The organism is Mucilaginibacter ginsenosidivorax (assembly GCF_007971525.1).
Taxonomy (GTDB): Bacteria; Bacteroidota; Bacteroidia; order Sphingobacteriales; family Sphingobacteriaceae; genus Mucilaginibacter; species Mucilaginibacter ginsenosidivorax.
This window is the reverse complement of sequence record NZ_CP042437.1, coordinates 5,030,093-5,053,113: the sequence shown is the minus strand read 5'-3', so window position 1 is coordinate 5,053,113 and position 23,021 is coordinate 5,030,093. Positions and strand designations below refer to the sequence as shown.

Genomic DNA, 23,021 nt, shown 5'->3' with positions numbered 1-23,021 from the left:
GCCCTATTTCTGGTTGTCAGTTGAGTCAATACGTTTGCTATAGTCATACTCTGTTTGCAAACTACTCATTTTCACCGCTTAGGCACCCAAAGCCCTCCTATTACCGCCCCGATAATCGGGGTGCGCCCACATGCAAATCAAGCCTCTTTGGCGCAAGTCTTGCGGGCTGGGGGTGCGAAGGGTGACTTGTGACTTCCTTAGTAAATGCTCGCCCCTTGTTGGTCTTTCCCCTACCGCGCTTTGTTGGGTGTTGTCACCAACAAATATCGGCATACAAATAATAAGTTTTATGCCGACAAACCAACAACAGGCATCTGCACACCCGCTTTTTCACAGCAATAACTCAAACGCACAATGCCCGACGAAAATACCTGCGTGTTGGCTAACCGCATTTGTATATTATGGCTGAGGATGGGAAATAAACGTTTCCCGGTAGAAATTACCACCGGGTGCACCCAAAGTTCGTACCTATCTACCAGGTTTAGCTTCATGAGTGATGATACCAGCTGTCCGCTCCCCAAAACTATGATATCCCGGCCCGGCTGGGCTTTTAATTGGTCTATTTCTTTTTTTAGCTTTCCTTTTAGCAGGATGGTATTGCGCCAGGGGGTAAGGTGGATTGATTTGGATACTACCGCTTTGGTATGTTGGTTCATCAGTTCGGCCATTATAATATCTTCTTTGGCCATCAGCAGGTCGTTGGCTTTTGCGGGCCAGTAGTTGGCAAAGGCTTCATAAGTGCGGGCACCCAATAAAATGGTATCTGCCCGGGCCAGTTGCCGGCACAGGCTTTCGCACAGTTGGCTGTCCCAGTATTTAAAATGCCAGTCAAGGCTGCCATCGGGCCCGGCCATAAAGCCATCTAAAGTTACATTTACCGATGCCACCAACTCCCTCATTTTTTATTATAATTATTCACAGGCCATATATTACCAGGAAACCGCTTTTTTATTTTTTCGCGCCAGGACGCTAAGCCGCAAAGCGATTCCTTATTTTTCTTTGCGTCATTTTCTTTGCGTGTTTGCCCGAATTATTTTAAAACCGGTTTCCCCGGTTTACCACTTACCGCCAAAGTTGAACAGGCTTTTTATTTTCCCATCGCGCAGGTAAAGGCTTAGCCATACCAGTATGGCAAAAACTACAGGGAAATAGGCGGGCTGGCCAACCCTTATCATGATAGCTATAGCGCCACCCAGGTAGCCGGTAATTAAAATAGCGCCCAAAACAGCAGTACGCGGAATGATGTAGATGACGGTGCAAACCAGCAGTATGGTACCTATTATCTGTACCATATTTTCGCCGTAGCCCAAAAAAATGGTGCCTTTTACTGAGTGGCTTTCTCTCATGATTTTGGCGATAGCATCAAACAACAGGAATAAAATGCAAATAACGCTGATGATACGCCCGGTTAACAACGATGATTTTGAAGGCGTGGCCGCCGTGATTGGTGATACTGTAGTTTCCATAATGATATTTTTTTGTTGGTGATTTTGTTAATTCAAAGGTAGTGTGGCACAAATAAATAAGTACTGCACGTATTTGACATCTGCAGGGTGTAAATGCGACTTTTTATTTTTTGATTGCTTAGATTTGATCAACATGAAACACATTTCGATACTGGTGCCCTATGAGGCCGTCCCGTCTGCAATCGTCGATCCGCGGTATATGTTCACCGCCATTAATCATTTTTTGGTTAGCGCCGGTAAACAGCCCGCGTTTGAGGTTCAATTGGTGGGCTTAACCGCCCAGGTACCGCTCAACAACGGCGCTTTCGCGGTTAATACGGATGTGCTGATAAGCGACCTTAAAAAAACCGACCTGGTGATCATCCCCGCGCTATCGGGCGATATGAAGGCCATGGTTGAGCTGAACAAGGACTTTGTGCCCTGGATTATCAACCAATATAAAAATGGCGCCGAGGTGGCTTCTCTTTGCCTTGGTGCTTTCCTGCTGGCATCTACCGGGTTGCTTAACGGAAAATCGTGCTCTACCCATTGGATGTCGGGCAACGAGTTCAGGGCCATGTTCCCTGAAGTGGCCATGACGGATGGTACCATCATTACCGAAATTGACGGCCTTTACTCAAGCGGCGGCGCCAGCTCTTACTGGAACCTGTTGCTGCACATTATTGAAAAATATACCGGCAGGGAACTGGCCATTATGGCGGCTAAGTTTTTCGCTATCGAGATCGACCGGAAAAGCCAGTCGCCATTTGTCATGTTTAACGGGCAAAAAAAGCATGAGGACGAACCCATTAAGCTGGCACAGGAATTTATTGAACATAATTACACCGCGAAACTTTCTGTAGATGGCCTGGCCGACCAGTTTGCCATCGGCCGCCGCCATTTTGAACGCCGTTTTAAAAAAGCCACCAACAACACCCCATCCGAATACATTCAGCGGGTGAAGGTAGAAGCGGCAAAAAAGCAGCTGGAAAACTCATCAAAAAATGTAAACGAGATAATGTACCAGGTGGGTTATAATGATGTTAAGGCTTTCAGGGCGGTGTTTAAAAAGTTCACCGGTTTGTCGCCCGCCGATTATAAGCACAAATACAACAGGCAGGCGGCGGCGTAAAAAACACCCGGCTACTGCAAGCACTTTCCGCTACCGCAGGCCTCCAGGCCAGTGCGTCCGCATGCAAATCACAATCTTGTTGTAAAGCACAAAACCCCAACCCTACCCACAGCCCACGTTAGTGGTAGCTATGGAATTAACTAAACATTGAGTTTTATAAAAGTTTACACGTCCTGCTTCGGTTCGTTTGATTTTGCCAGGGAGATCAATCCGCCCATTGCGCCCAGGTTCATGGAATCCAATGCCGAGCTTGGTACTATCACCATCGATCCTTTTTCTTTCAGGCCTTCAAATAACATATTCATCCCCCTTAAGTGTAAGGCCACCGGGTTATTGATATATTGTTCGCTTGCCACCGCAAATTTTTCGGCAATCTCCACCTCGGCGGTGCCTAGTATTACCCTTGCCCTGCGCTCTCTTTCGGCCTGGGCTTCCTTGCTCATGGCATCGGCTAATAATTGAGGGATAACAATATCTTTGATGCCCACATTCTGGCAGGTTATGCCCCAGGGGTTGGTATGCTCATCCAGTATTCTTTGCAGTAAATCCGTCACCTTATCGCGTTCCTGCAACAACTCGGCCAATTCATGTTTACCTATTACATCCCTTAAGCCCGTTTGCGCTATGTAGGCAATAGCCACCTCATAATCCTGCACTTCAAGCGCGGCTTTTTCGACGTCCCATACCGTCCAGTATACTACGGCATCAACATTTACCGGCACGGTATCTTTGGTAAGCGTTTGCTCGGCTTTAAACTCGGTAACCCTAACCCGCTGATCAATATAATTATCTATTTTATCAACCAGTGGAATAGTGAAAAATAAGCCCGGCCCACGTAGGCCGGTATATTTACCCATGCGTAAAACAATAGCTTTTTCCCACTGATCGGCAATATGCACCGCGTTGGCCAAAAACAGCGAGGCTATCAGCAACAGCCCCAGGGTTAAAGCGTTAATGAATTCCAAATAATACAAACCAATAGCGCCCGCTGTTAACACAACAAATATCACGGCTGCAATCGGGTTAACGCCCAACTTGGTATTCTTTTTACTACTTATCATATTATTGTTTTTTAAGTTGATTAATAATGTCGTCTGTCGAAAAGCCATAGCTAAATGCAATGGACGAAAATTCGTTACAGATCTCTTTTAATTTGGCGCTTCGCTCCTTTTCGGATATCTGGATCTTTATTTCGCTTATAAAAGTGCCCGTGCCCTGCTGCGTTTCTAAAATATCCTGAATTTCCAGCTCTTTGTAGGCTTTGGCCACCGTATTCAGGTTTACCTTTAAATCCACAGCCAGCGAACGCACAGTGGGCAATTGTTCGCCTGTTTTCAGGTTTCCCGCAGCTATGCCAAAGGTGATCTGGTCAATTATCTGCCGGTAAAACGGGGTACCCGTTTTAGGATCTAATTTAAATTTAATCATGCTAAAATACTATTGTACTATACATATAGTACAAACATACAACAAGTTTCTTATTTTCAAAATATTAATTTAATTCAATATCACCAAAGCCCTTCTGTTTAACTAAAAACCGGGCAGCGCGTAAATATTTTAACCTTTTGGAGGGATAAATTACCGGTAGTCATGTGTAATAGGAAATATATAATCAGATAAAAGCCAGGCAATCGCTAATCCCCCCTGATGATTGCCGGGTTTTATCTGATAGCAGGCCTTGTATATGTTATCCGGAATTGTATATAAAATTTATTGTTTGCATGAATAATACTAAAGGCACAAGGAAGGCTTCGGCTGTTGCTTCGCGTTATTTTGGCCCGCGTTTATTGATGTTTACGTGCGCGGTAGCTTTGTTTGTATTTATGGGATTTGGCTGGATGGCCGCCGATACAAAACTCCCCGCGGCCGACGCAGACAATGGCGGGCTGTTTTTACCGAAAGGTTTCGGCGCATTTGTGGTTGCTGATAGTTTAAAGGGGCAGGCACGCCACATTGCTGTAAACTCAAACGGCGATATTTATGTAAAAGCCCGTGACCATTATGCCAACGACGGATATGGTAACGTAGCCCTGCGCGATACCAATGGCGATGGCCGCGCCGATGTGATAACCCCTTTTGGCAAATACGATGGCCAAACTTATGGTACTGCCATGCGCGTTCATGATGGTTACCTGTATTTCAGTTCGGAGCTGATGGTTTACCGGATGAAGCTTAAACACGGGCAACTGGTGCCCGATAGTAAACTGGATACCATTATTATTGATAATCCGCCCTATCATGAGCATCAAACCAAACCCATTGCCTTTGACAACAAGGGTCACATTTTTGTGGGATGGGGGGCCGGGTCAAATGCCGGGCAGGTTAACAACCGGCAGCCTGGTTCGCCGGGCATTGGCAGCCCCGGTTCGGCAGATAACGGCAACCCCTGGTTAAAAGATCATGGCGGCATCTGGATGTTTGATGCCAATAAAACCAACCAGCACCAGGCCGATGGTGTAAAATATGCCACCGGCCTGCGAAGCATTGTCGCCCTGGATTGGGACGCCAAAAGTAAATCGTTATACACCATTAACCATGGCCGCGACGATTTCAGGCTGCTGTGGCCCAACCTGTACACACCCTGGGAAAGCGCGTTGCAGCCTGCCGAAGAATTTTTTAAAGTACAGCAAGGCCTTGATGGCGGCTGGCCTTACTATTATTATGATCCTATTAAAAACAAAAAACTGCTTAACCCCGAATTTGGCGGCGATAAAATTAAAGAAGGCGATGGCGCTAAACTAACCCAGCCGCTTATTGGCTTCCCTGCACACTTTGCACCCAACGATTTGTTGTTTTACAAAGGGAAGCAGTTCCCTGATCATTACAAAAACGGCGCATTTGTGGCTTTTCATGGCGCTACAGATAGGGCACCCTATCCGCAGGCGGGCTATATTATTGTATTTGTTCCATTTAAGGATGGCCGGCCTTCGGGCCCGTGGGAGGTTTTTGCCGATGGCTTTGCAAGGGTTGATCCTATTGTAAACGTAAGCAATGCTGTATACCGCCCCATGGGCCTGGCCGAAGGGCCGGATGGCTCATTGTATGTAAGTGATACCGAAAAAGGACGGATCTGGCGCATTATATATACCGGCGACAAAAAAACCTTCGGCCCGGCACAGCTTGCCGCCATGGAAACGCGAAAACAAACAGCATCCAACATTAAAACTCCCGATGAAATTAAAGATAACCTGTTTAAAGATATGCCTGCCACATCGGTTGTATACAGCACCTATTGTGTGGCCTGCCACCAAAACGACGGCAAAGGTGACGGCAAGCGGTTTCCCCCGCTGGTACAGTCGGAATGGGTAAATTATAATAAAACCCGGTTAATTAAAGTGATACTTAATGGGCTAAAAGGCCCGGTAAAGGTAAAAGGGCTATCGTACAACGAAGTAATGCCCGCGCACGGCAGCTTTTTATCTGATAAACAGGTAGCCGAAGTGCTCACCTACATCAAATCCAATTTTAACAACATCCCCGATATTGTAACACCGGCAGATGTAAGCGCGGTGCGAAAAATGGCGGATAAACAAATACACCAACATGAAGATTAATAAATTACTAACCGGCATTTTCTGCGTTGCTTTAACCCTCTTGTGCTGCCAGGCCGGGGCACAGGTAAAAAAGAAAACTACGCTAAAAAAGAAAGCCGCCGCGCCTGCCATCATACCAAAGCCACCCTTTGCCACCGCCCCCGAAATTGAGGACGGTAAAACCCTCATCGCCAAATCCGATTGCCTGGCTTGTCATAAGGTTGAAGAGAAACTGGTAGGCCCTGCCTACATAGCCATTGCCGGCAAGTATCCGCAGGACCAGGCATCTGTAACTATGCTTTCGCAAAAAATAATCAGTGGCGGCAGCGGTACCTGGGGGCCTGTACCAATGGCACCCCACCCGGCGGTAAGCGCCGATGAGGCTAACAAGATGGTGAAATACATTCTCACGTTAAGTACCCAAAACGCTACGGCACCTACAGATAAATCCCGCTGACAATAACTAAAACAACATAAACACCCTGTAACACAAAATAAAAACGACATGGAAAAAAGAAGATCTGTTTTAAAAAGGATACTGGCCTCGGCAGTGGGTATATCCGTATTCGGCATAAGCAAAGACTCCATAGCAGCGCCCGCCGAAGAAAAAGTGGTTAATAATGTAACATCGTTTCAGGATGTGCCATTGTTTTCCGGTTCGACCAAATTGGGCAACATGGTTTTTGTAGCCGGAAAAGGCGCCCACGTTGAACCCTTCGAAATTAAGGCGCACACCGAGATTGTGCTTAAAGAGCTGGAGAAAGAACTGTTAAAGGCAGGCTCATCGATGGAAAAAGTACTCAAAGTAACCGTGTTCCTGAATGATATTGCCGACTACCAGGGCATGAATGAGGTTTACAAAGGCCGCTTTGGCAAAAATCCTCCGGTACGTACCACCGTTGCGGTAGCCAAGGGCGGTGTGCCTGGAAACTCGCTGGTTGAGATGGATTGTATCGCTTACATATAATATTAAAAAAATGAAACGCAGAGACATACTTAAGGGCCTTACCCTGTTACCGCTAACAGGCAGCCTGGTAAGCAAGGCAGCCGTTACGCTCCCCTCCTCCCCGGCAAAAAAGCCGGCGCGGGATTTGTTTAAAGAGCTTGGTGTAACACCGGTAATAAATGCATCTGTAACCATGACTTTTTTATCCGGTTCGCTGATGCTGCCGGAAGTGTTGGAGGCTATCAATTCAACATCGCACGATTTTGCCAACATGTACGAGTTGCAGGATAAAGTTGGGGCGAAAATTGCCGAAATGCTGCATGTGGAGTCGGCCATGGTTACCTCAGGAGCGGCAAGCGCCATATTGCTGGGCACAGCAGCCGCCATTACCGGTACCGATCATGAAAAAATAAAGCTGCTGCCCAACCTGCCAGGTCCACGGCCCGAGGTAATTATGCAAAAAACACACCGATACCTGTTTGACCAGGCCGTAACCACTACTGGTGCCAAAATTATTGAGGTTGAAGGCCCGGACGAAATGGAGAAAGCCTTTAACGATAAAACGGTAATGGCGCTTTTTTTTAACGCCGCCGAAAAAAGCAGTATCCAGCACGCCGATTTTGTAGCAATTGCCAAACGGCACAACATACCAACCTTTTTGGATGCCGCCGCAGATGTGCCGCCGGTTGAAAACCTGTTTAAATTTCAAAAAATTGGTTTCGACCTGGTGACCTTCTCGGGCGGTAAAATGATACGCGGACCGCAAAGCGCAGGTTTGCTTTTTGGCCGAAAGGACCTTATTACGGCCGCCCGCCTTAACCACAGCCCCAATGAGGCGCCTATTGGTCGCCCTATGAAAGTAAATAAGGAAGAGATGTTTGGCATGTACGCCGCGCTAAAGGCCTACCTGGAACGGGACCATAAAAAAGAGTGGGAAGACTGGCTACAGCGCACCAAATATATCGGCACGCAGCTGGAAAGCCTGCACAGTGTTAAAACCGAAACGGTAGTTGACCCCGGCCCGGCTAATGCCTATCCAAGCCTTAATGTTACCTGGGATACCGGCAAAATTAAGATTACGCCCGAACAGGTGGTAACGGCCTTAAAAAACGGTACGCCAAGCATAGTAGCCAACGGCCGGGGCGATCGCCTTACTATCGGCGTGGTGCTTTTGCGGCCAGATCAGGTTGATATTGTTGCAGGAAAAGTAAAAACTATTTTGCAACAAGCCGTCTGATAAAATTATCCGCCCAAATACGTCTGCCTGTCAAAAATTATACCTGCAATACTTTATTATGATTTAAATATTAACCCAAAATGCAAAAAACCTATTTCTTATTATTGGTGCTGTTAAGCTTAGTAAGCCCGGCGGTAATGGCACAGTCGTACGATATTGTGATTAAGAATGGCCACGTGATTGATCCTAAAAATGATATCGACGCCGTAATGGATATTGCTATCATCAACAATAAAATAGCGCTGGTATCCAAAAATATCGACGCCAAACAGGCGGCAGATGTAATTGAGGCCAAAGGCATGTATGTAGTGCCCGGATTAATTGACATCCATACCCATAATTTTGGCGGTACCCAGCCCGATCATCAATACGAAAACGGGAACCTGGGCCTGGCGCCGGATGGGTTTACCTTCAGGAATGGCGTAACTACGGTTGTTGATGCAGGCAGCTCGGGCTGGCGAACATTTCCGACCTTTAAAACACAAACTATTGATAATTCCCGGACCCGCGTGCTGGCGTTTTTAAACATTGTTGGCGAAGGCATGCGCGGCGATTACGAACAGGACCTGAATGACATGGACCCGCGGATGACGGCCCTGGTTGCCCGCCGGTATAAAGATATTATAGTAGGAATTAAACTTGCACATTACGAAGGACATGACTGGACACCTACCGACCGCGCAGTAGAAGCCGGTACAGCAGCAAAAGGAATACCCGTAATGATTGATTTTGGCGGCAGCACCCCGCCACTGCCTATTGAGGAGTTATTTTTAAAACACCTTAGGCCGGGCGATATTTTTACCCATTGTTTCGGGCAGTTTAATGACCGCGAACCCATTGTTGACCCGGCGACTAAAAAGGTAAAGCCTTTTGTATACGAAGCCCGGAAACGGGGCATTGCTTTTGACGTAGGTTACGGTAATATCAGCTTTGCCTATTCGCAGGCGCTGCCCGCCGCCAAAGAGGGATTTTTCCCCAGCTCCATCAGCACCGATTTACATGTAGGCAGCATGAATGATGCCATGAAGGATATGCTTACCTGCATGACCAAGTTTTTGGCCATGGGCATGCCCCTGCACGATGTAATACAGGCATGCACATCAAACCCGGCAAAGGAGATAAAACGCGAGGAATTAGGGAATTTATCGGTAGGCTCGGGCGCCGATGTAGCTATTTTAAGTATTGTAGATGGCAAATTTGGTTTGTTTGATTATACAGGCTACAAGGTAGAGGCCAGCAAAAAATTTGTGTGCGAACTCACCATCAGGGCGGGTAAAATAGTTTATGACCTTAACGGAATAGCATCGCCCATATACCAACCAAAAATTAACACCAAAAATCCGCAAACCGTACTAATAACCGAAAATCATTAATTAATATTATCCTGTTTTAATAAAAGTTATGAGATACTGTAAGCTTTTAATCCTGGGGCTTTTTGCCGGCATTGGCTGTTGCAGCAACGCCAGGGCGCAAACCATTTCAAGAGACGAACTGGTGTTTTTTACATCGGAATGGAAGGGCGAGCGTTTTGCCGACGGCCGGCCTAAAATCCCGGATGATATTATTGAAAGAGCAAAAAAAATAGGCATTGAAGAAGCCTGGACGGTATTAAAAAACGAAGGCTATAATAACCAGTTTGAAGGCGGGTGGAAACTGGTTAACGATACCCTGCCTGTTGTTGGCCGCGCCGTTACAGCCATGTTTATGCCAAGCCGCCCCGATATTGAAAAAAACATTAAAGAGCGGGGCCTTAAACAGGGCCGGAAAGGCAATACCAATGCCTGGCCTATAGATGTTTTAACCAAAGGTGACGTTTATGTTGCCGATGGCTTTGGTAAAGTAAAAGGAGGAACCCTTATTGGCGATAACCTGGGCAACTCCATTTTCAGCAAATCGGGCAACGGCGTTATTTTTGACGGATCGGCGCGCGACTTGCAGGGACTTAAAGAAATACGGGGCTTTAACGCATTTGTACGCGACTTTGATCCGTCGTACCTGGAAGAAATGGTGCTGATGGGGCTTAACACGCCCATACGCATAGGCCGCGCGGTAGTGCTGCCCGGCGATTTGGTTATCTCCGAAAAAGAAGGTGTGCTTTTTATTCCGGCGCATTTGGCCGAAAAAGTGGTGGCTACCGCCGAATTCATAGCCCTGCGCGACGAGTTTGGACATGCCATGCTTAAATCGGGCAGGTTTGCAACCGGCGAAATTGACAGCCAGTGGACCAGCCAGGTGAAAGACGCATTCATGAAATGGCTTGATCAAAATCCCGGCAAAATGAAAATGACCAGGGCGCAATTAGATGCCTTTATGGAAAAGCGCACCTGGTAACCAAATTATAAGCTAAATTTAAACAGTTGAAAAATATAGTTGTCTACAAACTCGCTACGGGTGTCGCCGTGCTTTGTGCGCTTGCCGCAGCCTGGCAAATTTACCGGGATGGCATTGCGCATGCCGGCCCGTTTATTATCTCATTCTTTATCATGCTATCTATAGCATGTCGCGGACGGGAGCTGTTAAAGGGACTCACCTTTACGCTTATTATTTTCGCGGCAGTTACCGCGGCATTATACTATCCACAATATTTTGTTGAAGTAAACGACTTTAAGCTGTCGGGGCTTATTACACCGCTGCTGCAACTTATCATGTTTGGGATGGGCACATCTATGGGTATTAAAGATTTTGCCGGGGTTATTAAAATGCCCAAAGGCGTGTTTATAGGCGTTGGCAGCCATTTTTTGATTATGCCGCTGCTGGGCTTCACGCTGGCCAAATTAAGCGGCTTTCCACCAGAGATTGCCGCAGGCTTAATCCTCGTGGGATGTTCGCCAAACGGTACGGCATCCAACGTTATCTCGTACCTGGCAAAGGCCAACCTGGCGTTGTCTGTTACCATAACCGCAGTATCTACCATGCTGGCGCCGTTTTTTACGCCACTGCTTATGAAACTGCTTGGCGGCGCGTTTATTAAAATAGATACGCTTGGCATGATGTGGGATATTATAAAAATTGTTGTTTTACCTATCGCAGCCGGTATTCTTTTTAATAAATACCTGCTGAAACGGGCCGCGTGGCTGGAAACACTCATGCCATTGATATCTATGTTTGGTATCGCTTTTATTATTGTAATTATTACTGCGGCCGGGCGTAACAGCTTGCTAAATATTGGCGCTATGCTGGTATTACTGGTGCTTATTCACAATTTATTGGGCTATACCCTTGGCTATTGGGCAGGCCGGTTATTCAAAATGCCCGAACGCGATTGCCGCACCATGGCCATAGAAGTAGGCATGCAAAATGCCGGCCTTGCTTCCGGGCTGGCAAAAGCTATGGGTAAAATCGCGACGGTAGGCCTGGCCCCCGCGGTATTTGGCCCGCTGATGAACGTCACCGGATCATTGTTGGCTAACTACTGGCATCGCAAGCCGCTGGAGGGGGATGGTATCAAGTAGTTAGTATCAAGATTTTTTAAAGACAGAATCAAGTTGGAGTGGGATGCCGGAAATACGTTTGGCATCCCGTTACTATGGTGTAGCTGTCACAATAGCGTTAAACGGTCGGTATGGTGCCCCCGTCAATTATATACTCCGTTCCGGTTAGGTATCCTGCACGCGGAGAAACCAGGAAACCTACGAGTTCCGCTACCTCTTCGGGCTCGGCGGGCCTGCCCATTGGGATTCCTCCAAGGGAGTCCATTACCCCCTTTGTCGCCTCTTCTATCGTAACACCCGAACTTTCCGCAAGCCGTTCCATCATCCGGATAGCCGACGTGGTTTTTATCCATCCCGGTGATACCGTGAGTACCCGTACGCCCTTCGGTGTAACCTCGTTAGACAAGCCTTTACTGTAATTGATGAGTCCGGCCTTAGCAGCCGCGTAGGGTAAAGTAGAATCATGCAACGGCAGACTACCTTGTATAGAAGCGATGTGTATAATACATCCCGAAGCTTTTGCAAGCATATACGGCAGCAACCCCCTGTCCAGCCTAACCGGGGCTAATAAATTAGTTTGCAAGGTTTCTTCCCAGTGCTTGTCGGTTAATACGCTAAATCCACCGCCCGGAGTTTCTGAACCTCCCATGTTATTAATTAGGATGTCGACACCGCCAAATTCCTTAGTTATTCTGCTTATTACAAGGTCGGTACCGGATGAGGTGCTTAAATCTGCCGCTATAAAAGTAAAATTGGCCGCTATAGTTTCTGGCTGGTTGCGTGCGGTTACGATGATCTGGGCACCGGCCTGGGCAAGTCTTTCTGCAATTGCTTTACCGGCCCCTTTTATGCCACCGGTAACCAAAACAATTTTCTCCGCCAGTTCATTATTAAAATTGTATTTATCCATGTCTTAATTTTTATAAGACAAAACTGGGCCATATATGCGGCCCAAACAAGTACGGAAAAAAGATTCAATAGGGACAAATTTATCCGTATGGCAGTAATCAAGCTAATATTTTAACTTCGTAAATGGCCTACAAAAAGAAACTAACACCATCGCTAAACTGCGGGCTCGACCTGATAGCCGAGGTTATTTATGGTAAATGGAAAATACGTTTGTTATATTTTATTAACAAAGGCCATAAAAGGCCCGGCGAGTTACAGCGTAAAATTCCGGATGCATCAAGACGGGTACTAAACATGCAGCTTAATGAGCTGGAGATACACGAGCTTATTACCAAAAAAATATTTGCCCAGCTCCCACCTAAGGTAGAGTATTCCTTAACCGGTTTGGGCGAAAGCCTGATACCCATTATTACCACCCTTGGCAAATGGGGCGACGAACACCAGTACCGATTGAGAGATATTATTATGAAAGCGAATGCAGAGGGTAATCTATAAATATTGAGTTGTCTATATCTAAAAAAAAGAAACAAGCTAAACCGACGATAATCCCGGGCGCCTCCCCCTCATTCCTTGCCACCCGCCAGTCACAAAACCTAACCCCTAACCTACTGTAAAACCCTTATATTTGAGCAAAAAAGGATACCATGTCAATCACATCTGAGGAAGAACTATTTGGGATGAAACAAGTGAGCAATGCTGTTGCCGAAACGCTAAAGCAGATGCGTGAGCATGCCGTGCCGGGTATGTCGACTAAACAACTTGATGATTTTGGGGGTAATATTCTGAATCAAATGGGAGCCAAGTCGGCACCAAAGTTAACCTATGGTTTTCCGGGATGGACCTGTATCAGTGTGAACAACGAAGTAGCGCATGGTATTCCAACCGAGGCCAGGATTTTGAAAGAGGGTGACCTGGTCAATATCGATGTGTCTGCCGAGCTACACGGTTTCTGGGCCGATAATGGCGGTTCATTTATACTTGGCCGCGATTTAAACGGGCTACAACCCCTGGTTGATGTTTCTAAACAGATTTTAAAAAAGGCAATCAGTGAGATTAAAGGAGGTGTAAAAATTGCAGATATCGGCAAGCTGATTGAAATGCAGGCCAAACAAGTTGGTTATAAAGTGATCAAGAACCTTGCAGGGCACGGTGTAGGGCGAAGCTTACATGAAGAACCTCATGATATACTAAACTGTTATGATAAGTATAACACCGCCCGTTTCAAAAAAAACTCAATTGTTGCCATTGAAACTTTTATTGCCACGCACTCCAGCTATGCAGACCAGCAGGAGGATGGCTGGACTTTAATAGGAAACCGTGGCGGATACGTAGCCCAGCATGAGCACACCATTATGGTAACTAATGGTATGCCCATCATTCTTACCGCAGCAAACGAAATTTGGGCGTAACCGGGTTCCATTCAGGATGTGGGGTAAAGTTCGCGATTAAACTTTCGATGATTCCATGGTTAAGCTATTTAGCATAAAAGAAATTTAATCTTTATATCGTACCTTATTGCTCTTATTTATTCAACGTCTACCGGGTATGTCTGTTAACCCCAAAAACAAGTTTCGTAAGCGAAAAATTCTGAAATGGTTAAGCCTGCTTGGGCCGGGTTTAACTACCGGCGCGGCAGACGATGATCCATCGGGCATAGCAACTTATTCGCAAACGGGCGCTCAATTTGGTTATGGCCAGTTATGGACGGCCCTTTATATGCTGCCTTTTATGACCGCCGTTCAGGAGGCCTGTGCACGTATCGGGCTGGTTACCGGCAAAGGCATAGCCGCCGTTGTAAAGGAACATTACAGCCGCAAGGTATTATATGCAGTTGTGGGCCTGGTAGTGGTGGCCAATACTATTAATATCGGCGCCGATATTGGCGCCATGGCGGCCGCTGCTCAATTGCTGATACCTATTCCGTTTATCATACTGACGCTGTTGTTTACCACCGGCATTTTACTGCTGGAAATTTTTACCACTTACAAGCTGTATTCCCGGATATTAAAATGGCTGGCGCTGACACTGCTAGCCTATCCTATAACGGTATTTATTGTTCATCAGCCCTGGGCAACAGTACTGCGGGCAAGCCTGGTACCGCATTTTGAATTTAGCTTTGCATTTTTGTTTATCATTACCGGCGTATTCGGGACCACTATTACACCATACATGTTTTTTTGGGAGGCTTCGCAGGAGGTTGAGGAAGAACAAGCCAAGGGGCTGGTACGCTACGGCAAACCCAGGATTGGCTGGCCGCACATCCACGCCATGCGTAAAGATAATACCTTCGGTATGATTGTTTCGGAGTTTACCACCTGGTGCATTTTGCTGGTGGCGGCTACGGTTTTACACAACAGCGGGGTAACTGATATTAAAAATGCAGCCGACGCGGCAAAAGCGCTGGAACCTTTGGTACACTCGTTTCCGCATGCGGGCTTCCTGGCCAAGCTCATTTTTTCTATCGGCATCATCGGGCTCGGGCTGCTGGCTGTACCGGTGTTATCAGGTTCGGCTGCTTACGCTGTAGCCGAGGCTTTTGACTGGAGCGCCAGCCTAAACCTAAAATTCCGCAAAGCTTATGGTTTTTATGGCGTAATCACCGTTGCCACGCTGGTGGGGCTGGCTATAAATTTTGTGGGGATAGATCCGGTGAAGGCCCTGGTATATACAGCAGTGATAAATGGCGTGGCAGCTGTTCCTTTATTGTTTCTAATTGTAAATATCGCCGCCAGCGAAAAAATCATGGGTGTGTACAAAAGCGGCTGGTTATCTAAAACCCTGTTATGGTCAACATTTGTGATTATGGGCGCCGCGGCGGTGTCATTATTTTTCACATTATAATTCAGGAAAAACATATCTATATTATCCCGTTTTTTACCGCAAACATTACCAGGCCGGCGGTATTCCTAACGCCCACCTTTTCAATCAGCCTTATCCTGATCCCTTCTATCGAGCGTGGGCTCAGGAAAAGTTGCTTACCCATTTCGGTGGCTGTTTTTTCTTCACAAATCAGTTTTAAAACTTCCTGCTCACGTTCGGTAAATTCAATATTTTGATTAAACGATGGCTTCAGATTGCCCTTTATTACTAATTTTTTCAGGAGGGCTTTGCTTACTATGTCGTTAAAATAGTAGCCATTTTCGTGCACCGCATAAATTGCCTTGCCAATCTCGTCCGAGTCGGCATTTTTTAATAAATACCCATTTGCGCCAATCTCCATCAGGTGTATAATGAATTTATCATCATCATACATAGTCACCACCAAAATTTTAACCGATCCAAATCTTTTTTTCACCAGTTTGGTGGCTTCTATACCATCCATTACCGGCATTTTTAAATCCATGATAATAACATCCGGCAGATCTTTTTCCATCCCTTCCATTAGTTCCTGGCCATTGCCGGCTTCCATAATTACTTCAAAATCATTGTGCTGGGCCAGGCCAACTTTTAAACCGTCTCTGAATATCGTATAGTCGTCGGCTATCGCTATTTTTATTTTATTGGGCTTCATAGTTTGTACTCATTAAATGATGTATCGGATAAAAATATTTGCCAATGTTGATTATTGATTCAGGAATTCAGCTTGTCTTTTACATATATGTCGATGCTATACCCCCCGGCCACCTGCGAAAATTCAAGCTGACCTTTTATCAAAATTATACGGCTTTGTATGTTCTTTAACCCAAGTCCGTTTTTTTTAAAACGTAACTCTTCATACTGCTTTTGGGTTAGCCCGTTACCATCGTGAAAAATAGTTAACCTTAATGCATTGTTTTCATAAACCGAACTGATATGCAGTTTTTTGGCGTCGGCGTATTTAATGATGTTATTTACAAGCTCCTGAAATATCCGGTAAACACTGATATCATTTTCGGTTGTTGGGGCGGTATAGGAGTCGGCCAGTGCCGTTGTAACCTGTATGATATTGCTGTTATGGATTACCTTTTCGGCAAAGTGCTGGATTGCGGTATTCAGGCCCAATTCTTTCAATATCCCCGAGTGAAGATTGTGCGAAATATCCCTCACCTGTTTAATGGCTTCGTCAAGTAACTCTTTAGCTTTTTCATAAAGCTCTCTGTTTTTTTCGTCAAAAACGTTAATTTTTATCCCCTGGAAATGCAGCTTTGACGAGGATAAAATAGCGCCAACCTCGTCATGTAAATCTTCGGCAATGCGGTGCCGTACGGCTTCCTCGCTGCGCACAGCTGCTTCAATTAACTGGTTTTGCTGATTTTCGCGTAAATTTTGAATGTTATTTTGGTACTGAAATTTCTTTCGCTGAAAAAATATAAAAATCAATAAAACACTCGCAAACAGAAAAAGCATCACTGCTATCCCCATAAACAAAAAAAGCTTTATCTCTTTATAATTCTGATTCATAAAAGGCTTTGGCTATAAAAACACAGAAGATGATAAAGGTGATATTATGGATATTCCATAAGCTTACCGCAAAATTTTGCAGGTGCACCGTGAGCTTGTTATACAGCAGGAATATGAAAAAATTTACCGCAACATAAATCCCCAGGCCGGTAACAATCCATAAATCGGGCTGCTTTTTGCTTATTTCTTCATCGTCGTTTATCCTGAACAAATAATATTGAATACAATAAAACAACAGCAGCGCAGCCTCAACCGATAACAACAGGCTACTAAAATGCCAGTAGTCAAAAAACTGCTGATAAATGCTAAAATTTACAATTACAAACCCTGCAAAAACAAGTTGAATAACCTTTTTTATGGTGGTAAGAAATGGTTGCTTTAACCGGATAAAATAGGAGCTAAACAACAAAAACCTTACTATGGAATGGATATTATACAGATAATTATTCGACTGAAATTGAACAGGCAGCTTCATTCTGAATTTCCAGGTAAGGTCGATAGCTATATTTAGTATCAGTGCTATCCAAACATATATTACCACAGGCTTATTAAAGGCCGGTTGTTTTTTGCGGATGTAAAGAAAAGTCAAAGGTATGAGCAATGCCCAAACCTCCGACCAATCTATAACGTTTTTAATAATATTTTGCACAGCCTTTATGTGTTTTTATTGCATGGTGGCCGGCGGCGAAGGGTTTGAATTTACATCGCCGGTGCCGCATTTTAAAACAACCTCTCCTTTTATGATTTGAACCTGGTATACCACATGCTGGTTGGCAGATAGTATTTTGGGGATAAGCAAGAGATAGTCAAAATCCCGCTTCTTCCCACCCGAATCTTTTAACATATCGAGGATAGTTTTTTTAGAAATATAGGAGTTACCCAATATGACTTTACCATTTAGCGTAGTCAAACTATCTTTTGCCAATGATAATGTATCGGGGTTAGCAGCATTTAAATAATTTCCTGCCGTATCAATGATGTACGAAATGAGCTGATAAGGTCGCTTTTCATTATCGGCGGCGGGTGCATAAAACTGAAAAACAAAGTTATTGGTTTTGGCCGAGTCGAGCCAGTGGGTAACCTGGCCCGAAGTATATTTTAACGAAGCAAATTTAATGCCCCCACCTGCCGGTGGCTTGCAGGCTGTTACAAATAAAAATACACAAAAAATAAGTGCAGGGTAAAGCAATCTGGTAAAATTGCCAAAGGGTTGTTGTTTCATAATAAATTGAATTACAAGGTTTACGATGCGTAGCTTAACAGTTAACGACTTTAAAGGCTGGTCAAATTAACTAAGGTTAAGTTAAGTATATTGTTTTAATAATTAATATAATAATATACTTTTTTTTCGCAAAAGCCTAATTTCTACGTACAAATACTTATTTATTTTTTTCGGTATTTCTACTCTTCCCTAATTTATGTTTCAGCGCAATATTTGTATCGCAATAAGGGCATACGATACCGGTTAAGAAGCTTCGGTCATACGCCTCATGAGCAGGAGTTAACTCGAAAATCCTTTTAAAGAGTAGAGACCATTATTTAACTTTTAAATTTTACTACTTATGGCAATTTCACCAGCAAGCGATTCCAATGAAATCGTGTACATCCAGATAGTTATCGACACAGAAGCTATTATAGCCGATAACCCTACACCAAGCACTAATGCAGATAGCCCAACCGGCCTGGCGCATAATTATATGTACATGGTAGCCACCAGGGGAAATGTATTTACTCCACAATCTGAAGGAACGGCAGACCTTAACGTAAAGGCCATTACAGGCGACGTTATCCGCTGGTACGCAGTATCTGAAAATGGCAATTTTGACACCGCTGTAGCCATTTATAAAATTGCAAGATACGACGGCAGCGATGATGTATTCAGCACAGTTGACTTTAACGTATTTAACAGGACAGGTATCCTGCCAACCGACAGAACCACATTCCCAATTACATTTTCGTTACAGAGTTACTGGTTCAACAGTGCAACCATCCTTAAAACCGGAACAGAAAACTATAGTATCAGTTTTGCACTTTACCGCCACACGAGGGACCAGGCAGAGCCGGTATTATTCGGCTACTTTTGGTGGGATCCAACGCTTACCATTCAGTTTTAAACCAAGGCACCGTAAAAGGCTGCATAGTTAACAACTTTAGCGGTTTCCGCTACAAATTACTCCCCCTTTTGCAAGCCTTGCGCGGTTAAACCGCAGATAGCCAACCTGTGAATTGTTATGCAAACACAGGTTGGCTATTTTATAAATAGTATTAGGTCGCAAGTATCAAGATTGTTGGGTTAGCGGCAATTAAGGTGTCTATGTCAACCTACAGAGATTCCTGAATGATGTTTTGTTTGGCTCGGCTTTTATGTGCACAGCTAAGCTATTGTCCAAAAACCCTCCAGGTAAAGCATATAACGACCGGGTTGAAATTCGCCGTAGGCAAAAACAATTATGGTATTACCCTTTTTATGGTAATACAGCCTTAGGTTATTGCTGCCCTTATATAAATTCAGGAAGCCGCCATCGGTAACAAAAGCCCCGGTTTTTACCATAAATTCAAAATCTGGACTACTGATAATGCCTTGCAGGTCTTCGACCGTATTGTTAGCAAAGTCACTCAGTTTAATGCTTATACCCAGGGCAGTTTCCCGGCTCAAATCAAATGATCTGTCCAGTATGTCGTGTTCGGGGCCATCAAATATGAGCAACTTTGCCTTTTTGTAATTGGTTATCATCTGGGGCGTTCTTTATCTTTTTGTTCGGCAATATACCCGCCTTTTTTTAAATCGTTAATATTATAAGGCAATTCAAACTGGATGCCCAAACCGGGCTTATTAAACCATGGGATGATCTGTCCTTTTTTAACATCGGCAATTGGTTTTACAATTTTATAAACTCTGTAAGGTGACTGTAAGGTTTTATCGGGCAACGCACGTTGCGGAAAAGGCACATTTACAAATGATACAAAGGTGCCCTTGTCCTGAAAAACACTATCGGCATCGTAATAACCTCCATAGCGATCAACCAGCAAGCCGGCCTGCAGCGTAATCATTTTTAACGACAACGCACCGCGATTTGGGGGCCAGCCGCCATTAAGGTTGTTTGTGCTGAAAAACTGCTCCAATTCGGCCCATTGTTCATGCTTCCATAATTGCCAGGCAGTTTTGGCAAGCGTTTTTTTGGTACTGTCGGCAAAATCGGCAACAGAGGCCACAAAAACACTGTACGAAACGCCGCGTACAAGGCTGTCATTTTTTTGATGTTCTCTAACCGAACCGGCTACGTGTTTGTGTTTTTGGGAGTGCTCTGTTTGCGCGCTGGCAACAAAAGGCAGCAGTACTGCCAACAGCAGTATTCTAATTGTTTTCATACGACAAGATGTTTGGTTTATTATTGGTTAAAGTTAATATATGTAAATACTTTATCAATACAAACCAGCATATTTATTTTTTGTAATATGTAAACGTTATTAATATATCAAAAAGGCCCTATCTGGCATCATATAGCAAAACCATCGCTTTTAAATAATATTCTTAAACATCCTTGCCCTTGTTACCAATTTACCGCCACGAACCATTTATCTATAAAAACAATTGCGTTCCACTCATGTAATACTGTATATGTATACCATTCCTTTGTATCTGGTTATCTTATTGACACTTAGCAGCTGCCAGGGTTGCAGCCACGAGGCAGTGGTAATTAACGGGCAAACGTTATTGCGCCGTGATACCTTGCCGCCGCCGGCACCGGATAGCGCGGAATTTGTTACCAGGATAAACACAGCGGGTACAAACGCAGATAGTCTGGTTGCGTTTGCCCAAAGCCTGCGTGGAATCCCCTACCTATATGCCTCTACCGATCCGGCGCAGGGTTTTGATTGTTCGGGTTTTATTACTTACGTGTTTAATCATTTTAAAATAGCGGTACCACGCCGATCGATGGATTTTGACCATATGCACAACCAGGTTCCGTTAAGCCAGGCCAAAACGGGCGATCTTGTGCTGTTTACCGGTACCGATAGCACCGACGGTGTGCCCGGCCATATGGGTATTTTAATTGTAAAACCCGGCCAACCTGTGGTATTTATCCACTCCACCTCGGGCAAAGCCAGGGGCGTTACCGAAACACCCTTCAGCCCGTATTATGATAGCAGGTATTTGAAAACAATCAGGGTATTTGAAGATAGTAGCAAGTAGTAAGATTTTTTTTCGAAGATATGATAGGGCTAAAGGTATAATAGTACAAACATCCGACAGTTCAACAAATTTAAATTCCGGTTAAATTTTTTACCCCGCAAGAACTATTTATTTAAAAACAACGTTTGTATTGAAAATACTGAAACTATGAAAAAGATATTTACCAGAACAGTAAAACTACTGTTAGTTGCCATTTGTGTTGCCCCTACCCTGGCGAAGGCACAAAACGCCGATACCGTAAAAACAAAAAACTGGACGCAAAGCAGCTGGCATAAAGACATGACCGGCGGCCTTGAACTGCAGGCCGAGTACCGCAAAAACAACGTTCGCGATATAAATGCCTATTTAGCCCCAAAAGGATTTCCGCTGCTGGCCAATAACAGCACCTGGTTTAACCTATCCATGACCAGGATGTATAACAACCGCTTTATTACAACGCTGGGTATTGGTGGTACAGCGCCCGAGTCGGCAACGGCTAACGATGTAAAGGTATCTATTTTCAGAGGGCAAATCCAGATTGGAGCGGGATATAACCTGTCTACCAACCCAGCTTATCGTTTTTACCCCACTGTGGGCCTTAATTTCCAAAACTCGTTTCTCAAAGTGAAAGATAATGGGAATATTAATAGCACTACCGATTTTGGGCAGGAGATTACCCAAAGCTCGTCAAGCAAAACGCTTAACCAGCATACCTTTGGCATCGAACTTGGCGGTGGCTTTGATTACGTGATTCACCTCAAATCAAAACAAATGGATTGTGTAACTGTCGACCGTACCATCCCTATAGGTATACGTGCGGGTTACTACATCGCCGCCAATAACAGCGACTGGAAAGTAGATGGTCACAAACTTACAACCGGCCCCGACAGCAAACCAAACGGCGTGTTTTTAACCCTTGTGCTGGGTTTGGGGTACGGGGTGCATAAAAATTAGATTTGAGATGTTAGATATGAGATTTGAGACAAAAGATTCTTATCCTTTGTCTCAAAGTCTTTGCTCCTTTGTCCGTAAACTCCCCCTTCAGGGGGCTGGGAGGCTAATCAATTATATAAGCCAGCTTTGCATTTTTGTAGGCTGGCTTTTGTAATTGCACCTTTAGCTTTTTAAAGCTTTCTATCGGGCCCTGCGTTACAAACATATTAACCAGCCACGAAGGAATATTGCCTCCGGGATCGGCGTGCAAAGTATACTCTATTTTCACCTTACCATCGCTGGTTGGTGTAATAATCCATTTCCCTGTTGACTCTTCTATCCGTACGGTATTGGGCTTGCGGGGCACCATATCGGCAATACAGGGTGCATCTACAGTTATTACTTTGGTAACCGGGTCTTGCGTAACTTTTATGTGGGCAATAAAATCGCGGTTATGTACCGGCCAGGGTACATTTACCAGCGAGTAATAATATAATTCGGACGGCGACACCTGCTTGATAACGTAGCTGGAAGCAGTATGGTAAACCCAGCCGTCGCCATTACTGATATCCATTAAAACCGCCACCAATTGCGATGGGGTTGCATCTAAACTGCACTCCACTTTGATAGCCTTAACTTTCGAAGTGGCGACGTTACGGGTATAAACCTTAATACCGTCGTCGTTTTTATCAAGGGTCCAGCTACCATCGGGATTTGCAAAGGCAAAATTCACAACCAGCAGCAGTAGCAAGGTCAATTTTTTTTTCATGTTGTTACGGTTTACAGGATCCGCTACATCAAAACTATAAGGCTTATTTATTTTGCTTGTCAGTACAAGGTCATTTGCCTTGGGGTTAATATAAATGTGAAATTACTATGGCAATTCGCCTTTACATAGCCA

At 44.8% G+C, this 23,021-nt stretch carries 26 protein-coding genes; 14 read left to right on the top strand and 12 right to left on the bottom strand.

All coding sequences use genetic code 11. The features are described 5' to 3' along the window. Window positions 1-287: 287 nt before the first annotated feature. Together FSB76_RS21260 and FSB76_RS21255 are read right to left on the bottom strand one after the other, a co-directional pair. Window positions 288-899 carry a dihydrofolate reductase family protein gene (locus FSB76_RS21260; RefSeq protein WP_147056894.1) on the bottom strand — a complete coding sequence of 204 codons (612 nt, stop codon included), beginning with the start codon at window positions 897-899 and terminating at the stop codon, window positions 288-290. Between the two features lie 156 nt (window positions 900-1,055). Next, window positions 1,056-1,466, bottom strand: a complete 411-nt coding sequence (locus tag FSB76_RS21255; protein WP_147056891.1) for a DoxX family protein — start codon at window positions 1,464-1,466, stop codon at window positions 1,056-1,058. Between the two features lie 133 nt (window positions 1,467-1,599). Here FSB76_RS21255 and FSB76_RS21250 point away from each other — a divergent pair, with 133 nt between their 5' ends. Beyond that, on the top strand, window positions 1,600-2,577 hold the full coding sequence (locus FSB76_RS21250) for a GlxA family transcriptional regulator (protein ID WP_147056889.1): 978 nt from the start codon (window positions 1,600-1,602) through the stop codon (window positions 2,575-2,577). 164 nt (window positions 2,578-2,741) lie between these two features. Here the strand turns inward: FSB76_RS21250 and FSB76_RS21245 are convergent, their stop codons facing one another. Together FSB76_RS21245 and FSB76_RS21240 are read right to left on the bottom strand one after the other, a co-directional pair. Continuing rightward, window positions 2,742-3,638, bottom strand: coding sequence for a slipin family protein (locus FSB76_RS21245; RefSeq protein ID WP_147056887.1), 897 nt, complete (start codon window positions 3,636-3,638; stop codon window positions 2,742-2,744). Between the two features lies 1 nt (window position 3,639). Continuing rightward, entirely contained in the window at window positions 3,640-4,005 is a 366-nt protein-coding gene (locus tag FSB76_RS21240) for a GntR family transcriptional regulator (RefSeq protein WP_147056885.1), read from the bottom strand. Window positions 4,006-4,298: 293 nt separating this feature from the next. Here FSB76_RS21240 and FSB76_RS21235 point away from each other — a divergent pair, with 293 nt between their 5' ends. From FSB76_RS21235 to FSB76_RS21205, 7 genes are all read left to right on the top strand, one after another. Further along, the gene (locus FSB76_RS21235) at window positions 4,299-6,131 is read left to right on the top strand and encodes a c-type cytochrome (protein WP_225976264.1); all 1,833 of its coding nucleotides are present in this window, start codon (window positions 4,299-4,301) and stop codon (window positions 6,129-6,131) included. Then, window positions 6,121-6,567 carry a c-type cytochrome gene (locus FSB76_RS21230; RefSeq protein WP_147056883.1) on the top strand — a complete coding sequence of 149 codons (447 nt, stop codon included), beginning with the start codon at window positions 6,121-6,123 and terminating at the stop codon, window positions 6,565-6,567. The genes FSB76_RS21235 and FSB76_RS21230 overlap by 11 nt, the downstream gene beginning before the upstream one ends. A 48-nt stretch (window positions 6,568-6,615) precedes the next feature. Next, the gene (locus tag FSB76_RS21225; protein WP_147056881.1) at window positions 6,616-7,077 is read left to right on the top strand and encodes a RidA family protein; all 462 of its coding nucleotides are present in this window, start codon (window positions 6,616-6,618) and stop codon (window positions 7,075-7,077) included. Window positions 7,078-7,087: 10 nt separating this feature from the next. Next, entirely contained in the window at window positions 7,088-8,293 is a 1,206-nt protein-coding gene (locus FSB76_RS21220; protein ID WP_147056880.1) for an aminotransferase class V-fold PLP-dependent enzyme, read from the top strand. A gap of 80 nt (window positions 8,294-8,373) precedes the next feature. Beyond that, on the top strand, window positions 8,374-9,666 hold the full coding sequence (locus FSB76_RS21215) for an amidohydrolase/deacetylase family metallohydrolase (RefSeq protein ID WP_147056878.1): 1,293 nt from the start codon (window positions 8,374-8,376) through the stop codon (window positions 9,664-9,666). A 28-nt stretch (window positions 9,667-9,694) separates the two neighbouring features. After that, entirely contained in the window at window positions 9,695-10,624 is a 930-nt protein-coding gene (locus FSB76_RS21210; protein ID WP_147056876.1) for an RraA family protein, read from the top strand. Window positions 10,625-10,650: 26 nt separating this feature from the next. Then, the gene (locus tag FSB76_RS21205) at window positions 10,651-11,745 is read left to right on the top strand and encodes a bile acid:sodium symporter family protein (protein WP_225976263.1); all 1,095 of its coding nucleotides are present in this window, start codon (window positions 10,651-10,653) and stop codon (window positions 11,743-11,745) included. Window positions 11,746-11,842: 97 nt separating this feature from the next. Here FSB76_RS21205 and FSB76_RS21200 read toward each other — a convergent pair whose 3' ends face one another. After that, window positions 11,843-12,634 (bottom strand): SDR family oxidoreductase, encoded by a 792-nt coding sequence (locus FSB76_RS21200; protein ID WP_147056874.1) that lies wholly within the window; start codon window positions 12,632-12,634, stop codon window positions 11,843-11,845. Between the two features lie 122 nt (window positions 12,635-12,756). On the opposite strand from FSB76_RS21200, the gene FSB76_RS21195 reads away from it, so the two are divergent. The 3 genes from FSB76_RS21195 (at window position 12,757) to FSB76_RS21185 (ending at window position 15,474) form a co-directional block, all read left to right on the top strand. Next, window positions 12,757-13,128 (top strand): winged helix-turn-helix transcriptional regulator, encoded by a 372-nt coding sequence (locus tag FSB76_RS21195; RefSeq protein ID WP_147056872.1) that lies wholly within the window; start codon window positions 12,757-12,759, stop codon window positions 13,126-13,128. Window positions 13,129-13,277: 149 nt separating this feature from the next. Continuing rightward, on the top strand, window positions 13,278-14,042 hold the full coding sequence (gene map / locus FSB76_RS21190) for a type I methionyl aminopeptidase (protein ID WP_147056870.1): 765 nt from the start codon (window positions 13,278-13,280) through the stop codon (window positions 14,040-14,042). 136 nt (window positions 14,043-14,178) lie between these two features. Then, complete coding sequence (locus tag FSB76_RS21185) at window positions 14,179-15,474, top strand: NRAMP family divalent metal transporter (RefSeq protein WP_147056868.1); 1,296 nt, start codon at window positions 14,179-14,181, stop codon at window positions 15,472-15,474. Between the two features lie 16 nt (window positions 15,475-15,490). On the opposite strand, the gene FSB76_RS21180 is transcribed toward FSB76_RS21185, so the two are convergent. From FSB76_RS21180 to FSB76_RS21165, 4 genes are read right to left on the bottom strand one after another with little or no spacing between them, the layout of a single operon-like run. Next, on the bottom strand, window positions 15,491-16,144 hold the full coding sequence (locus FSB76_RS21180) for a response regulator transcription factor (protein WP_147056866.1): 654 nt from the start codon (window positions 16,142-16,144) through the stop codon (window positions 15,491-15,493). A gap of 59 nt (window positions 16,145-16,203) precedes the next feature. Next, window positions 16,204-17,013, bottom strand: a complete 810-nt coding sequence (locus FSB76_RS21175; protein WP_147056864.1) for a sensor histidine kinase — start codon at window positions 17,011-17,013, stop codon at window positions 16,204-16,206. Continuing rightward, window positions 16,997-17,662, bottom strand: a complete 666-nt coding sequence (locus FSB76_RS21170) for a hypothetical protein (RefSeq protein WP_147056863.1) — start codon at window positions 17,660-17,662, stop codon at window positions 16,997-16,999. Before FSB76_RS21170 ends, FSB76_RS21175 begins: the two co-directional genes overlap by 17 nt. A 15-nt stretch (window positions 17,663-17,677) precedes the next feature. Next, on the bottom strand, window positions 17,678-18,235 hold the full coding sequence (locus FSB76_RS21165; RefSeq protein ID WP_147056860.1) for a hypothetical protein: 558 nt from the start codon (window positions 18,233-18,235) through the stop codon (window positions 17,678-17,680). 340 nt (window positions 18,236-18,575) lie between these two features. Between FSB76_RS21165 and FSB76_RS21160 the strand changes: the two genes are divergently transcribed. Next, window positions 18,576-19,127, top strand: a complete 552-nt coding sequence (locus FSB76_RS21160; protein WP_147056858.1) for an inclusion body family protein — start codon at window positions 18,576-18,578, stop codon at window positions 19,125-19,127. 260 nt (window positions 19,128-19,387) lie between these two features. Here FSB76_RS21160 and FSB76_RS21155 read toward each other — a convergent pair whose 3' ends face one another. Then, window positions 19,388-19,747, bottom strand: a complete 360-nt coding sequence (locus FSB76_RS21155; protein WP_147056856.1) for a hypothetical protein — start codon at window positions 19,745-19,747, stop codon at window positions 19,388-19,390. Beyond that, complete coding sequence (locus tag FSB76_RS21150) at window positions 19,744-20,382, bottom strand: TNT domain-containing protein (protein WP_147056855.1); 639 nt, start codon at window positions 20,380-20,382, stop codon at window positions 19,744-19,746. The genes FSB76_RS21155 and FSB76_RS21150 overlap by 4 nt, the downstream gene beginning before the upstream one ends. A 250-nt stretch (window positions 20,383-20,632) precedes the next feature. Between FSB76_RS21150 and FSB76_RS21145 the strand changes: the two genes are divergently transcribed. Both FSB76_RS21145 and FSB76_RS21140 read left to right on the top strand, forming a co-directional pair. Beyond that, window positions 20,633-21,208: a C40 family peptidase gene (locus FSB76_RS21145; RefSeq protein ID WP_147056854.1), complete on the top strand. Its 576-nt coding sequence runs from the start codon at window positions 20,633-20,635 to the stop codon at window positions 21,206-21,208. A gap of 147 nt (window positions 21,209-21,355) precedes the next feature. Beyond that, a complete protein-coding gene (locus tag FSB76_RS21140; RefSeq protein ID WP_147056853.1) occupies window positions 21,356-22,141 on the top strand; it encodes a hypothetical protein in 786 nt (261 codons plus the stop codon). Window positions 22,142-22,244: 103 nt separating this feature from the next. Here the strand turns inward: FSB76_RS21140 and FSB76_RS21135 are convergent, their stop codons facing one another. Beyond that, entirely contained in the window at window positions 22,245-22,889 is a 645-nt protein-coding gene (locus tag FSB76_RS21135; RefSeq protein ID WP_147056852.1) for an START domain-containing protein, read from the bottom strand. Window positions 22,890-23,021 lie beyond the last annotated feature (132 nt).